The sequence below is a fragment of the Okeania hirsuta genome (assembly GCF_003838195.1).
GTDB lineage: Bacteria > Cyanobacteriota > Cyanobacteriia > Cyanobacteriales > Microcoleaceae > Okeania > Okeania hirsuta.
This window is the reverse complement of the sequence record NZ_RCBY01000171.1, coordinates 1-16,173: the sequence shown is the minus strand read 5'-3', so window position 1 is coordinate 16,173 and position 16,173 is coordinate 1. Positions and strand designations below refer to the sequence as shown.

The following is a 16,173-nucleotide window of genomic DNA, read 5'->3' as shown; positions in this document are numbered from 1 at the left end:
ACTTAGCTTGTTACGCCCCTCATCTGTCAGATTTTGCCGATCTTTTATTGGGGGATTTAGATTATCAAAAATTGCTCTTACCTCTTTATCAAATTTTGTACTATTCCTTGTACCTAATTTGATTAATCGCTGCTCTAAACCTTCTATCACTTTGCTAAGTCTTGGATCGACTTGAGGAACTTCATCTTCTAATGACAATCGAGCAAGTCGTGAAAACCATGTAACCTCTGGAGCAACTTTAGCAGCACGTTTAAAATAATCTCTTGCCTTACTTTCCATAGAGGTAATTCCATCTTTTGCCCCCATCCATGCAGCACTTCCTGCAAGATAGTACCAAAAAGCTATGTAACCTCTAAGTTCTTCATCATTTACCTGATTAAGCTGACTAAAAACACTTTCGCACTTAGCTAGAGCTTCTTCAAAATTGCGATGCCAAATACAATACTGATATTTTACTTCATCAGAAACAGTTTCTTTCAGCTTTTCTATTGCAGGTAGTTTAGCTTGCTCTAATGCTCCTCTATGATAAATTATGTCTTCCTCAGCTTGATTCCATTTTTCTCCATGTTCTAAAAAAATATTAAGGTTTTCAAGAAAATTCCTCTCTTTTTCTTTTTCTGCTTCAGATTGCTCAATTCCATATTCAATTTCCGCAAAATATGTTTCTTCTTTTTCTGCTTCAGATTGCTCAATTCCATATTCAATTTCCGCTTGTAATTCAGGATGTAAAAACTTTTGTTTGTCAGGATTAAGCAAAAGATTTTTTAACTCATCTCCTAATATAACTACTGCTGCATAATCAGTATCAGACCTTGTACAACGCCCCACTGCTTGAACCATTCTAGTTATAATCCTGTCATTGAAAATTACAGCAGCACACAAACGGGTAACTAAAAATTTTTCTTGAATATTTGTAGCTCGCTGCAAATCTTTAACTATTAGTAACCGACATTCATCTTTTGGTAGATCGATTCCATCATATCTATTTGCTAGGACAGCAACAGCTCCATCTTTGCAAATAAAATCTTGCTTAGAAGTTTCAATTTCTTTACTTTCAAATATTTGGTGTTTTGTCTGCTCTTTAATCTTATTTTTTACTTTTTCTGCTTGCTCATCATCTGGAACTAAGAAAAGAGAGCGAGGAGTTGAACGGAGCATTTTCATTACTAAATTTAAGGATGATTCTTCATTAAGAGAGCTTTCAGGAAAAAAGAAAAAACGACGACCAATTCCTTGCTTATCCCAACCTTCTGGTACTGGTAAACGAACTATATTTTCCATACCGAAAAGACGCTCTATTTCTCCTCCTTCTCCTAAAGTTGCAGACATATATAAACGTTGTTTTGCTTGTGAAAATGGTTTATGTGTTTTAGTAGGAGGTATTACAGGTCTAATTAATATCGCGTTAAAACTCAAATATATATGGCAGGCAAAAAGATGATCTCTTAGTACAGACCAAGGATATTTCATGTTAGAATCACAGCTATCATCAGAAGTATATCCATCTATTAGTTCAATTAACTCTAGTATTTTTTCATATAAATCTGATGTAGGGATTTTGGCAACCCAACTTTTATCAGATATATCTGGGGATTCTTTAAAAAATATTGAATAGTCTGATTCTGAAAGAATTGGTCTTAAAAACGATACAATATTCTTGAAAAGTGAGTCATGTTTTTTTCGCTCAATTAATATTGACCAAAATTTAGCGACATAGTTTTCGGCAGCATGAGCATCGTCTAATATAATTAAATTTGCATCCTGAAAAAATGAGTTGGTGTTAAATAGACCACTATATGTAGTAACAGCTAAAGTTTTTCCACGGCTATATTCTGTCTTGATTCTAGGATCATATTCCTTTTGTTTTCCAGTAAAAGCTTTCGCTTTTATTCCATACTCATTAATAGACTTCTCAACTACTTGATTAACTAATTGACGAGTAGGGCAAAGATATACTACTTTTTCTCTGAACTTTCGTCGTCGCCATTCCCCAATTAATAATCCAACTAGAGTTTTACCACTGCCAGTAGGAAGTTGCAAAGCTACATTAGATTTGTTCAAAGTTTCTTCTTTTTGATATTCTCGTAATATGTCTGCTTGATGAGAAAGAAGACCTTCTATTTTTCGATTTCTTAAGTCGCGGAAAAGTGCTTCTGGAGTTTCAGGTATTATGGTTGAATGCCTAGTCTTTTTTAGTGCCATATTTATATGAATTTGTGAAAAAATACTACTTCATTATACTGCTTTAATTTCAAAATAGAGGGCGGGAGTTAACCCACCCTCAATTCACTTAATTTACTGAATAATTAAGGTTTAAAGCCTCTCCTTTAAAGCAGAAGAAAAAAAATTATTTTTAGTCAATCTTCTCCTTGAAAAGAAGAGGTAATTATTAATTATTAATTATTCATTATTCATTGTTCTACTACTTCCCAACACTAACTGGCATCCCCAGAATCTCCTCAATCTTGGGCATCTCTTCCAACGGAATCACTCGCCCTTCATCCTCAAAACCAGCAATCTGATCGAAATTCAAATACCGATACAAATCTGCCGCAAACGGATCGACTTTCTCCTTCATAATCTCCAAATACTCATCCACACTAGGTATCCGACCTAACAGCGCACACACCGCCGCCAACTCAGCGGAACCCAAATACACCCGGGCACCTTTACCCATGCGATTATTAAAATTCCGTGTCGAAGTCGAGAACACAGTCACGCCATCTTTCACCCGCGCTTGATTTCCCATACACAAAGAACATCCAGGCATTTCCGTCCGCGCACCAGCAGCAGCAAATACCCCATACATTCCTTCCTCGCGCAACTGTTTCTCATCCATGCGAGTTGGCGGACATATCCACAATACACCTTTGACTCGCCCTGCACCTTCCAATACTTTGGCAGCAGCACGATAATGACCAATATTCGTCATGCAGGAACCGATAAACACTTCATCAATTTTATCCCCCGCACATTCCGACATCAACTTAATATTATCCGGATCGTTGGGTGCTGCCACAATAGGTTCCTTGATTTCGTTCAAATCTACCTCAATAATTTCGGCATATTCTGCATCCGCATCCCCTGACATCAACTCTGGATTTGCTAACCATTGCTCCATCTTGGCAACCCGACGCATAATTGTCCGTGCATCTGAATAACCCCGCGCTACTATATTCTTTAACAAAGCAATATTAGAACGCAAATACTCCGAAATTGTCTCCGTACCCAACTTGATTGTGGAACCAGCACAGGAACGTTCCGCAGTCGCATCAGTCAATTCAAAAGCTTGCTCAACTTTCAAATCTGGCAAACCTTCCATTTCCATAATTCGTCCGGAGAACACATTTTTCTTATTCTCTAACGCTACAGTTAACAACCCTTTTTGAATTGCCACATAGGGAATAGCATTGACAATATCCCGCAATGTTACGCCCGGTTGTAACTTACCCTTAAACCGAACCAAAACAGATTCTGGCATATCCAATGGCATCAAACCCAGAGCTGCGGCAAATGCCACCAAACCAGAACCCGCAGGAAAGGAAATTCCCAGAGGAAAACGGGTATGAGAATCACCACCAGTTCCCACTGTATCCGGTAACAACATCCGGTTTAACCAAGAGTGAATAATTCCATCTCCCGGACGTAACGCCACTCCACCACGAGCAGAAAAGAAATCGGGTAACTCTTTGTGAGTCTTAATATCAACTGGTTTGGGATAAGCAGCAGTATGACAAAAACTCTGCATTACTAAGTCGGAGCTGAAACCTAAACAGGCGAGTTCTTTCATTTCATCCCTGGTCATAGGTCCGGTAGTATCTTGAGAACCCACTGTTGTCATCAATGGTTCGCAAGCTGTTCCCGGACGAACTCCTGGTAAACCACAAGCTTTACCCACCATTTTCTGTGCCAAGGTGAAACCTTTACCTGTTTCTGCTGGTAGTTGGGGACGGGTGAATGCAGTGCTGGTCTCTAATCCCAGGGCGTTACGAGTTTTGTCAGTGAGGGTACGCCCAATTAATAGGGGAATACGTCCACCTGCTTGTACTTCGTCGAAGATAGTTTCTGGTTTAAGGGTGAATGTGGAAATTGTTTCCCCTGCTTCGTTAGTTATCTCGCCTTTGTAGGGATGAATAGTTATTACCATCCCTGTTTCCATTTTGGTAACATCACATTCAATGGGTAATGCGCCAGAGTCTTCAGCAGTGTTGAAGAAAATCGGAGCAATTTTACCACCGAGAATATATCCACCAGAGTGCTTATTGGGAATATGGGGAATGTCTTCTCCAATGTGCCATAACACGGAGTTACAGGCAGATTTCCGGGATGAACCAGTACCGACAACATCCCCAACGTAGGCAACTGGATAACCTTTTTGTTTTAATTCCGCAATAGTTTGCAAACCTTCTGGCATTGTTGATTCCAGCATCGCTAATGCGTGGAGTGGAATGTCGGCAATAGTTTGCAAACCTTCTGGCATTGTTGATTCCAGCATCGCTAATGCGTGGAGTGGAATGTCGGCAATAGTTTGCAAACCTTCTGGCATTGTTGATTCCAGCATCGCTAATGCGTGGAGTGGAATGTCGGGGCGAGTAGTGGCATGGGGAGCAGGTGACAGGTCGTCAGTGTTGGTTTCCCCAGGAACTTTGAAGACAGTGACTGTTATTGTTTCTGGGAGTTGGGGGCGAGTGGTAAACCATTCTGCTGCTGCCCAGGAGTCTACTACTTGTTTGGCGTAGGGGTTCGTTTCTGCTAATTCTATAACATCGTTAAAGGCATCATAGACTAGCAGAATTTTGCTTAAAGCTTGAGCTGCTATATTTGCCAGTTCGGGATTTTCGGATTTGAGGATGTCAATGAGGGATTGAACGTTGTATCCACCTACCATTGTGCCTAATAATTCGACTGCGTAGGTGGGAGTTATTAGAGGACTGGTAATTTCTCCTTTGGCAATACCTGTGAGAAATCCTGCTTTGACATAAGCTGCTTCATCTACTCCTGGTGGTACGCGATCGCGCAGTAATGCCATTAATTTTTCTTCTTTTCCCGTAGGTGGGTTTTTCAGCAGTTCGCATAATTCTGATGTTTGTTGGGCGTCTAGTGGCAGTGGTGGAATTCCTAAATCTGCCCGTTGTTTAACGTGATTTTCATAGTTGTCTAACATTGTTCGGGTGTCCTCCAGGTTTACATCGTCAATTCTATAATTTTAGATATTTTTTTCAGGGATATATCTGATCCAATATCCCACCAATATAGAATGGTAACCTAACTAAAAAAACAGTAGGTTTCAATACTTCATTATTGCTTTTCCAGTTGTCTTTTTTACATAAACTATTGTCTATAAAATTCTGATTGCTACGCTCCAGAGATTCTAATTGTAGAAGACCTTGCTTAGAATCCTTACAATTAGTAGGGCTTAAATCTGAGGGCGAACATTAAACCATTACCTAAAATCTATTTATCTTCTTCATCAAAACTTTATATAAATAGTTTATCTAGACTATATTTGTGTGCTATGGCTAATTTTTGATTGCTACCAACATGAAATTATTTGTGTGAGCAATTGCCTTTTTTGTGGCAGCGATCGCTTATATAACTAATCTTGACATATTATCATTTTCTTTGTGGGTTTAATACCCCACCGTCTACACGGTGTTCAAAATTACTTGGGGTGAGAATCCCCATGTAATTTTCCGACTGTCTCCTGTCTCCTGTCTCCTTCTTCAATTACCTACTTTAATTTTCATAAATCTTTAGAAAAAATATTAAAAAAAATTTACAAATTACTTTAAGATTTAATTATTGAGATTAAAATAAGTTTATGTTGCAATATTGATAATCTATCACAAGATGATTATCAGGTTTGATCGGGGTGTGATAATTTTTTCAGGTGCTATTTGATTTGAGAATGTAATAAATGTCACTTTTATGATTAGGGATCGCTAATTATTTCAGATCGGTAGTGTAACATAATCAGCAAAAAAATCAGAAAAGACAATCAAAATAAAATTAAAATAAATCATTGAAGAAGGAGACAGGAGACAGGAGACAGGAGACAGGAGGAAAATTACATGGGGATTCTAACCCCAAGTAATTTTGAACACCGTGTAGACGGTGGGGTATTAAACCCACAAAGAAAATGATAAAAATACAACTTTAAAAATACAACTTTATAAATAAATTAAAAAGTTAAAATATAGGTTTTAAGTAAGCTATGAAAAAAAGAAAAAATGAAGAATTGTGGAAGAATATTGCGGAAGTAATGCCAGTAGCAATAGTAATTAGCCGTGCAGTTGATTGTGTGATACTTTTCAATAACAAACTCTTTGAATTTACCTTTGGACTTCCTGGTCAAAAATTAATCGGTCGTCCCAAATCAGGTTTTTACTGTAATCCTCAAGAATGTGAATTGTTGTTCGCAAATCTGCATCAAGGAGGTGTAGTGCGAGACCGCGAAGTGTACTTAAAAAAAGCAGATGGCACACCATTTTGGGCTAAGACATCAATGCATTCCATCAAGTTTAATGGGGAAACTGCAATACTGTCAATATTTTTGGACATCTCAGAACGCAAATTTGCCCAACAGTCACTAAAAAGACAAGCTTTAACTTTTGAGAATATCTATGATGGGGTAATTCTTACGGATATTCATGGTCATATTATTGATTGGAACCCAGCAGCAACTAGAATGTTTGGCTATAGCAAAACTGAAGTTTTGGGTAAGACTCCAGGCATTTTACACAAACCGCAAGAAGCTTCTGTGTTAACTCAGGAAATTCTCAAGAAGATGAAGGAAGATGGTCGCTGGGCAGGAGAAATAAACTTTATTCGCAAAGATGGTAGTGAAGGCATATGCGAAACTACAGTTGTACCGATGCTAGATAAATCTCATCAGATAGTTGCAACTATAGGAGTTAACCGAGATATTAAAGAGCAAAAGCAAGCGCAAGTAAATGAAGACCTACTCTTAGATTGCCTCAAATCTCGCGAACGTCAACAAGCAGCAGTAGCATGGTTAGGGCAAAAAGCTATAGCAACATCAGATTATCATACACTGCTTGATACAGCTGCCACCATAATTGCCAAAACTTTGAATGTAAAATTTAGCCAAATTCTAGAGTTGTTACCTGGAAATAATGCTCTGCTCCTCCGTGCTGGAGTAGGTTGGAAAAAAGGATTGGTTGGTAAAGCGACAATTACTGCTGCCAGAGAAAAGTCTCAAGCTGGTTATACTCTTTTTGTTGACAAACCAGTTACGGTCAAAGATTTTCCTGTGGAAACTAGCTTTTCAGGTTCTCCTCTCCTACATAACCATCACATCGTTAGTGGTGCTACTTTGATCATACCTAACTTGAAAATTACAGCATATCAAACAACCGATCCCGAACTTACTCATAAAGCTTGGGGTGTTTTGGGGGTTCATAGTTGTGAACATCGAGAATTTACCCAGGATGAAATATACTTTCTCGAAGCGATCGCTAATATTATCGCAACTGCCATTGAGCGTCATGCTAATCAGGAACACTTGGAACTGATGAAGCGAGCTCTTGATAGTAGTAACAATGGCATCGTGATCACTGATGCTACTCAGCCAGATAATCCCATTATTTATGTTAATCCTAGTTTCCAACAGATCACAGGTTATCAAACTGAAGAACTAATTGGCAAAAATTGTCGATTTTTGCAGGGAAAATCAACAAATCAGCCAGCAATTTCTAAGTTAAGAAATGCCATTTTACATGGTCAAGAATGTCATGTTATTTTGCAAAATGTACGGAAAGATGGCACAGATTTTTGGAATGAACTATTCGTTGCACCAGTTTACAACTCTCAAAAGCATTTAACACATTTTATTGGTATTCAAACAGATGTTACGGAAAGATTCCGTTGGGAAGCAGAATTATTTATTAAGTCCCAAGCTTTAGAACAATTTAGTTCTAGTCTAAAGCAGCTACATAGAATTGCTACTTGTAATTACAATAATATAGAAGAACTTTTTGCTGATTATCTCCAAGCTGGTTGTGAAATTTTCGGGACGGATACTGGTATTATTGGTGAAGTAAAGGAGGAATTATATATTATCAGAGCTGTAAAATCAAAGCAGGATTATTTTGTACCAGGAAGAAAATTTAATTTATGTGATACTTTCTGTAATAGAGTAGTTAAAGAAAAAAGAACAATCTGTATTGATGAGTTAGAACCCTCGGAAGCAAAAAGTATGCCCATAAAAGTATATATTTGTACTCCAATATTTGTAAATCATCAAATCTATGGTACTTTATGTTTCTTATCTTCCCAAGCAAGAATTAAAGAATTTGAATACTACGAAGAAGAAATTATTGAATTAATGGCTCAAGGAATTGGCAAATTTATTACAGCTCATCAAATAGATTTAGAACGTCAGCAAGCCGAAGTGTTACTGCGAGAAAGCGAAAAACGTTACCGTCGTTTAGTAGAATATTCACCAGAAGCAATATCAGTAATTTGGATGGAAAAAATTGTCTATATCAATACTGCTGGTGCTCAGTTACTTGGTGCAAAATCTCCAAAAGAAATTATTGGTCAATCGATCTGGAAATTTATTCACCCAGACTACATAGAATTAGAGAAGCAGAGACTGCAAAAAGTTCAGCACCAAAGACAACAAACACATTTAGAAGAAGAAAAGTTAATCACCCTGGATAGAGAAATTATAGATGTCGAAATAACTGGAATACCCTATACTTATTATGACAAGGCAGCAGTGCAGATAATGATTAGAGATATCACTCAACGCAAACAAGCACAGCAAAAACTGCTCCATGACGCCCTTCATGATGCACTGACAGGTTTACCAAACCGTACCTTATTATTTGATAGATTAGAACAAGCGCTGCGTCGGTCTAGACAACATTTAGATTATGAGTTTGTTGTTCTTTTTCTAGATTTGGATCGGTTTAAAGTAATTAACGACACATTAGGACATTATATAGGAGATCAACTATTAATAGCGATCGCCAAGATACTCCAGAGTTGTATTAAAGCATCAGATACTCTGGCAAGATTAGGAGGAGACGAATTCACAATATTATTAGAGTATCCACCGGACATTAGCTATGCTGCTAGAGTAGCTCGTAAAATTAATCAAAAACTTGCCAAACCAATTTATATAGAAGGACATGAAATTTTTACTACAGCTAGTATTGGTATTGTTCACAGTCGCGGAAATTTTGCTAATCATAATCATACCGATAAAAATTATCCCCCTATTTGTCCTGTCTACAACAATCCAGAAGACTTACTACGAGATGCAGATATTGCTATGTATAGGGCTAAAGCTTCTGGTAAAGCCAGACATGAAGTATTTGATTTGATCATGCACGACGAAGCTATATCCTTGCTGGAGCTAGAAAATGACCTCCGACGAGCTGTAGAAATGATTAAACAAGATCCAGCTAATTCTCAATTTATCTTAAATTACCAGCCAATTATCTGTTTATCTACAGGTAAAATTACAGGTTTTGAAGCTTTGATACGTTGGCATCATCCAACTAAAGGCTTGATTTCTCCAGGACAGTTTATTCCTCTGGCAGAAGAAACTGGTTTAATTGTTCCTCTAGGAATGTGGGTATTACGAGCTGCTTGTCATCAATTAACTATTTGGCAGCAAGAGTCCTTTGGACATAAATATCAAGAAAACAATTGTCAGTTTATAGTTAATAGCACTCAAGAAATATCCTCAACATCTAACTGTTTATCTCAAGTTAACAATGGCAATGGCAAATGTCATACTAATTGTCCTGCGTTTAATTCTACTTGTGAATTTCCTAACTACAATTTGACCATGAGTGTTAATCTTTCTAGTCACCAAATTTCACAACCAAATTTAGTAGAAGAAATTGACGAAATTTTGCAAGCAACAGACTGTAAACCTAATTATTTAAAACTTGAAATTACTGAAACAGTGATTATGAAAAATGTTATTTTAGCAACCACAGTATTGAATCAATTGAAAAATCGAAATATTAAATTATCAATTGATGACTTTGGTACAGGTTATTCATCATTAAGTTATCTACACCAATTCCCAATTAATAGTTTGAAAATTGATCGCTCTTTTGTTAGCCCATTAGACCTGAATGTTACTGGTCAGTCGTTAAAAATTGTTAGTGCCATTACTGCACTAGCTCATAATTTAGGCTTAGACATCGTTGCAGAAGGAATAGAAACTCAAGAGCAAATGCAACAACTAAAGCGACTTAAATGTGAAAAAGGACAAGGATATTTATTTTCAAAACCAGTGGATAGTTACCAAGCAACTAAACTACTTCGTAATTTTAACTATCATCAAATATTGCAATAGATATTTTCAGGAAAGAGGGAACAGGGAACAGGGAACAGGGAACAGAGAGGAATAATTGATAATTTATGGATAAGAATTGATTTGATTTTTGATTTTTACCAGATGTCTAATAGACATCTTTAGCAAAGGAGTCAGGAGGGAAGAAAAAACAGAAGAAAGAGACAGTTTTTTGTTTGCTGGTACACAACTACGTTAACGCAGAGCGCGGAACAGAATTCTATCGCTAATTATCCGGATATGATATTACCACAAGCACTATATCTAGTAGAGCCTAACGGCCTTCACTCCCTACAGATGGCGTATAATTTGATATTTTGCATAATCTCATGTCCGGTAGCATCGTTTGTGTATAAAATTAAGGTGACACTCTTGAGAAAACCTTCTGCCTCCTGCCTTCCTTCCACCAAAGTCTAATTATTCAACCGGACATGATATAAGTCCTGATATTATTTGGTAATATTATTTCTGTTGAATTAAGTTAATAATTTATATAATTAATAGTGGCAATAATCAGTACATTTCCCAATATTTTTATCCAAGTTTTTCTAGTCGGAGCATGGTTAGGAATTATTTTAATTTTTGCTGAAGTACTTAACCGTTTTGCCAAAGTAGACCCAGAAATATCACGAAAAGTAGTTCATATTGGCACAGGTAATGTAATTCTATTAGCTTGGTGGTTACAAATTCCGGCATGGGTAGGTATTATGGCTGGAATTCTCTCAGCAGCGATCGCTTTAATTTCCTACCGACTTCCCATTCTTCCCAGTGTTAATAGTGTGGGACGCAAAAGTTTAGGCACATTTTTCTATGCAGTTAGTATTGGCATTCTTATCGGTTGTTTTTGGTTTCTCGAACAACCTCAATATGCAGCTCTGGGTATTTTAATTATGGCTTGGGGCGATGGTTTAGCTGCTGTTATTGGTCAAAATTTTGGCAAACATCCTTATCAAGTTTGGGGAATGAAGAAAAGTTGGGAGGGTTCCCTAACTATGTGTTTGGTTAGTTATGCTATTTGTAGTTTGATTCTTTTGGCAGTACAAGGCAATATTTGGCAAACTTGGGTCGTTGCTATTCCTGTGGCACTAGCTGCTACTGGTTTGGAGACCTTATCAAAAATTGGTATTGATAATTTAACTGTGCCACTGGGTAGTGCTGCTCTATGCTTTTTGCTAAATCTATTTTTATAGAGGTAGGCAACAGAAAAAATAACTTAGTAATAGGTATATAAATAATATAAAATATTAATATTTTATATATCCTTTTTTAAGCTTTTAACTCAGATTCCGCACCTCAATTTTTCACATAAAAAGTATCACAAATATCAGTGGTTTGCTCAGTATTTATACTCTATAAATGATGATAATTTAACTGAGACAAAAGCCAAATTAAATTGAATAAATTAAGCATAAATACTTGATGCAGTCAGATAATTAGTCAGCATCATTCCCTACTGACTAATGCATGTCGCCAATCCGACGGCTCTCCTAAATGACTACTGACTACTTGCCCTTTATATTATGCTTTGAAGTGCCGAATGTAGGTTTTAAACTACTTATATCAAGTCTCATTGAACAAGCATAATAAACTTGGCGTTGCACAGCGACGAATGATTTGAGATTTTTGATTGAATTGGATTGTGGATTAATCAATTGCTAGAATGATTAATATTAGGTTTTTTTAGTCAGAGTCTAAACTAATTTTTGCCAATATCATTCCAGAATGTGCAACCCCATAAACTTTGCTTCTGGTAAAGCTATAGGGACTAACGATGATTAGTCCCTACATTATGGTTAATTAATTTAACTTGATATTATCTTTTCCCTTATAGGTTTAATACCCACGTGCATCATAAGCGGTGTCTAAAATTGATTAGAGATCGACAGAGAGGAGCGTCAACTGTTCAGTATCCCGATTCACTGTTTCGGTCTTTTAGTCCTTCCTTCCTCAATAGTTCTGACAAAACTTATTTTTTTCTACTAAGCTAACAATTTTACTGAACCTTTTGTATTACTCTGCCCAATTAGGTCCGTGATAAGGGTCTCCTTCAAAAGGATTTACACCAATCATTGGATACATATCATCGCTAGGACCAAAAATGCGGCTAATTGCTTCTGATATATAAACAACAGCCTCTTCAATAGATTGGAAAATATTCATAATTTTTACCTCTTTTTTGTCAATAAAACTTTGATTTCCTTACACTTTTATTCTAGCTGCTTATTCTCTGACTTGATGATAGTTGTAATATTTGTTTGGAGGTTGTATTATTTCGTAACTACTGACTATAGGGATCGACATAAAATGTGAATAATTATAGTTTTATATTTACAAGAATTTACTTTGAGCTGATACTTTTCTAGGTTAAAACTCACAGGATTATCTATTCTAGAATTTCAACTGTAGTATAACATCTTGATGCCAAAAGTATTAAATGTAAGGCTGATTATAATTAAAGCTACTATATTTATCGCCAATAAATTTTGGGATAGAGCCTTATCTGGCTAGAAATAACTTTAGAAGTCAAAGAAGCATAAGAGTTACTAATAGTTTTATGGAGAATTATCAAAATCACCTGGACAGATATAGTAATTTTTACTATAATTAACATAAAGAGCTTAGTTAGGAAGTTGTCCAATGACACAAGAAGATCGAGAACTTTCTCTCTCGCCAGAAGATTACAGTTTGTTAACAGACCTCTACCAACTAACAATGGCAGCTTGTTATATTGGGGAAGAAATAGACCAACGGCAAGCTAATTTTGAAGTATTTGTGCGAAGACTCCCGGTCGGTTTTGGCTATCTCATTGCCATGGGTTTAGCACAAGTATTAGACTATTTAGAAAAATTTCGATTTGACCACGCACAAATTGAGGCTTTACAGTCAACTGGGATATTTGCTAATGTTCCTAATAAATTTTGGTCGGTTTTGGCAGAGACTAAATTTACTGGAGATGTATGGGCAGTACCAGAAGGAACAGCTATATTTCCGAACCAACCCCTACTGCGGATAGAAGCTCCACTTTGGCAAGGACAGTTAGTGGAAACATATCTATTGAATACTCTCAACTACCAAACTTTAATTGCTACAAAAGCAGCTAGAATGCGGGATATTGCAGGCCATGATGCAAAGTTATTTGAATTTGGCACTAGACGTGCATTTAGTCCCCAAGCTAGTGTTTGGGCGGCTCGTGCTGCTTTAGCAGGTGGAATGGATGCTACTTCTAATGTTTTGGCAGCTTTGAAACTGGGTAGGAAACCAGTAGGTACAATGGCTCATGCTTTGGTGATGGCAATATCTGCCGTTGAAGGCACGGAGGAGGATGCTTTTCATGCTTTTCAACGATATTTTCCTGAAGCACCCCTATTGATAGATACTTACGATACGTCGGCAGCTACTCACCTATTAGCACAACGAGTCAAGCAGGATGATATGCAGGTGAGTGGGGTAAGGTTAGATTCAGGAAATTTAGTCCAATTATCCCAGGAGGTACGATCGCTACTACCAGAAGTGACAATTTTTGCTAGTGGAGATATAGATGAGTGGGAAATAGCTAGACTTCAGCGGGAGAATGCTTGTATAGATGGGTATGGTATTGGTACTAAGTTGGTAACTGGTGCCCCTGTCAATGGAGTTTATAAATTGGTAGAAATAGACGGCATTCCGGTGATGAAAAATTCTACGGGGAAAGTGAGTTATCCTGGTCGAAAACAAATATATAGATATCTGGAAAATGGTCAGTTAAAACAAGATTATTTGGGATTAATGGATGAAGATGTATCGAATCAAACAGAACATCAGACTGATTCTTTTATAAAATTAATGTCACAAGTAGTTAAAAATGGGAAAATAGTGCAAAAATCGGAAAATCTAGAAGCGATCGCTAAACGTACTGCTGCTTCTGTTGCTAGTTTGCCTCCAGAAATTCGTAGTCTAGAAAATCCTAATTTGTTACCAATGAAAATTTCTGATAACTTACAAGAAATTACACAAAAAACTCGGCGTTGCTGAAGAGCGTGTATAACATTAATCTTAATTATTTAGGAGTCAGTCCTCAGTCCTCAGTCCTCAGGAGGAAAGAAAGAAGAAGTAAAGAGTAGTAGAAGGAGAAAGTTTTTTTGTTTAGCTGGCGCACAACGCACGTTAACGGTATGCGACAGGTCAAGCGCAGCATTCCGCATCGAAAACATGGAGTGTGGAACGGAGTTCTATTCCGCTCTTATCCAGACATAATATTATAACCTCAAATCACCAACGCCAAAAACTCAAGCTAATATCATGTCCGGTAGCATCGGTATTATAAGCGCGAAAGTAAGGAAGAAGGAAGAGGGAAGAGGGAAGAAGGCTTAAAAGCTTGAAAAAACTTAAATTTCCTGTAGATATTCACCCTTGGTTTTACACAAACAATAAAGTGCGGACATGATATAAAATACTTAAAAAATAAATATTAAGAGAAAATGAGGAAAATGTTCTATTGAAGCGATATACCAAATTTCTGCTCCGTTTCCAGTGTTCGAGCTTGAATTTATACCTACCACCTAAGAACTTTACGACTGCTAATTAAACAAACATGATATTAAAAATAATCACTAACTACTAAATATCTCCAAAAATAAAAAATAAAATCAATTATTATCCATAAATTATCAATTATTTCCCCGACTCCCGACTCCCGACTCCCTCTTTAATATCTAATGAAAAGCACTGTAAAACAATTTAACTTCAATTGAGATCAAACTATGAATAATTCCCAAGTATTATCAGGTTTAATGGGCGTGTGTATTGGAGATGCTTTAGGCGTACCTGTCGAATTTTCCAGTCGCAACGAAAGAACAATTAAACCTGTCACAGAAATGATTGGTTATGGCGCACATAATCAACCACCAGGCACCTGGTCAGATGATAGTTCAATGACATTATGTTTAGCTGAATGTCTGTGTGAAGGGTTTGATTTAGAAGCGATCGCCCACTCTTTTTATCGGTGGCGTTATGAAGATTATTGGACTCCTCATGGTAAAGTTTTTGATATTGGAGGTACCACTGCTGCAGCTATTTCTCGGATTAAAAAAGGTGTCTCAGCAATAGAAGCTGGAGGTAAAGAAGATAGGAATAATGGCAATGGTTCGTTAATGAGAATTTTACCCCTAGCTTATTACTATAAAAACGTTGAATTTCCAGATTTAATTCAGCAAGTCCATGATTGTTCTTGTATAACTCATGGTCATTTAAGGTCACAAATGGCTTGTGGTATTTATATCAGTATAGCTATTTATTTATTACAAGGTTTAGAAGTAAAGAAAGCATATTTACAAGGAATTGAAAATATTCAACAAGTATATTCACAAGAAAAGTATGCAGGAGAGATATCTCGTTTCCGAAAAGTATTGGATGGAGAAATTGAATCTCTACCTGTAACCAGAATTCATGCGGGTGGTTATGTATTAGATACATTAGAAGCTTCTTTATGGTGTTTATTAACTACAAATTCTTTTGCCGAAGCTGTTTTAAAAGCAGTAAATTTAGGGGAAGATACAGATACAACTGGAGCCGTAACAGGAGGTTTAGCAGGAATTTATTATGGTATAGAAAATATGCCAAATGAGTGGATAGAAGTTATTGCTAGAAAAGATAATATAGTCAACTTAGCTACTCGTTTAGAAACTGCTATAGCCATCAGGAATCAGATGTGAGAATTGAGGTGTTAAGATATAGCAGTTATCTGATTCATATATATTCTTTTCTTCCCTCTATACCTATTCCCTAAAATAGCTGTTCTAAAAGCAGTAAATTTAGGAGAAGATACAGATACAACCGGAGCCTTCATTCATTGATAA

The 16,173-nt window shown here is 36.8% G+C and carries 7 protein-coding genes; 4 read left to right on the top strand and 3 right to left on the bottom strand.

Going from position 1 to position 16,173, the window contains the following annotated elements; translation table 11 throughout:
* Positions 1–2,202 (bottom strand): DEAD/DEAH box helicase family protein (locus D5R40_RS23065; RefSeq protein WP_124155276.1); only part of this gene is annotated, 2,202 nt, incomplete at its 3' end.
* A gap of 220 nt (positions 2,203–2,422) precedes the next feature.
* Positions 2,423–5,164 carry a bifunctional aconitate hydratase 2/2-methylisocitrate dehydratase gene (locus D5R40_RS23060; RefSeq protein ID WP_124155275.1) on the bottom strand — a complete coding sequence of 914 codons (2,742 nt, stop codon included), beginning with the start codon at positions 5,162–5,164 and terminating at the stop codon, positions 2,423–2,425.
* A 1,050-nt stretch (positions 5,165–6,214) separates the two neighbouring features.
* On the opposite strand from D5R40_RS23060, the gene D5R40_RS23055 reads away from it, so the two are divergent.
* Positions 6,215–10,342 (top strand): PAS domain S-box protein, encoded by a 4,128-nt coding sequence (locus D5R40_RS23055; protein ID WP_124155274.1) that lies wholly within the window; start codon positions 6,215–6,217, stop codon positions 10,340–10,342.
* A gap of 500 nt (positions 10,343–10,842) precedes the next feature.
* A complete protein-coding gene (locus D5R40_RS23050; RefSeq protein WP_124145569.1) occupies positions 10,843–11,529 on the top strand; it encodes a diacylglycerol/polyprenol kinase family protein in 687 nt (228 codons plus the stop codon).
* A gap of 820 nt (positions 11,530–12,349) precedes the next feature.
* On the opposite strand, the gene D5R40_RS37100 is transcribed toward D5R40_RS23050, so the two are convergent.
* On the bottom strand, positions 12,350–12,499 hold the full coding sequence (locus D5R40_RS37100; RefSeq protein WP_192901141.1) for a hypothetical protein: 150 nt from the start codon (positions 12,497–12,499) through the stop codon (positions 12,350–12,352).
* A 477-nt stretch (positions 12,500–12,976) separates the two neighbouring features.
* Here D5R40_RS37100 and D5R40_RS23045 point away from each other — a divergent pair, with 477 nt between their 5' ends.
* A complete protein-coding gene (locus D5R40_RS23045) occupies positions 12,977–14,350 on the top strand; it encodes a nicotinate phosphoribosyltransferase (RefSeq protein WP_124145568.1) in 1,374 nt (457 codons plus the stop codon).
* A 728-nt stretch (positions 14,351–15,078) separates the two neighbouring features.
* Complete coding sequence (locus D5R40_RS23040; protein ID WP_124145567.1) at positions 15,079–16,029, top strand: ADP-ribosylglycohydrolase family protein; 951 nt, start codon at positions 15,079–15,081, stop codon at positions 16,027–16,029.
* Positions 16,030–16,173: the final 144 nt, after the last annotated feature.

Bases quoted from the DNA above. Each gene is read 5' to 3' on its own strand.
- D5R40_RS23055 (WP_124155274.1), top strand. From the start codon at position 6,215: ATGAAAAAAAGAAAAAATGAAGAATTGTGGAAGAATATTGCGGAAGTA.
- D5R40_RS23060 (WP_124155275.1), bottom strand. From the start codon at position 5,164: ATGTTAGACAACTATGAAAATCACGTTAAACAACGGGCAGATTTAGGA.
- D5R40_RS37100 (WP_192901141.1), bottom strand. From the start codon at position 12,499: ATGAATATTTTCCAATCTATTGAAGAGGCTGTTGTTTATATATCAGAA.
- D5R40_RS23045 (WP_124145568.1), top strand. From the start codon at position 12,977: ATGACACAAGAAGATCGAGAACTTTCTCTCTCGCCAGAAGATTACAGT.
- D5R40_RS23040 (WP_124145567.1), top strand. From the start codon at position 15,079: ATGAATAATTCCCAAGTATTATCAGGTTTAATGGGCGTGTGTATTGGA.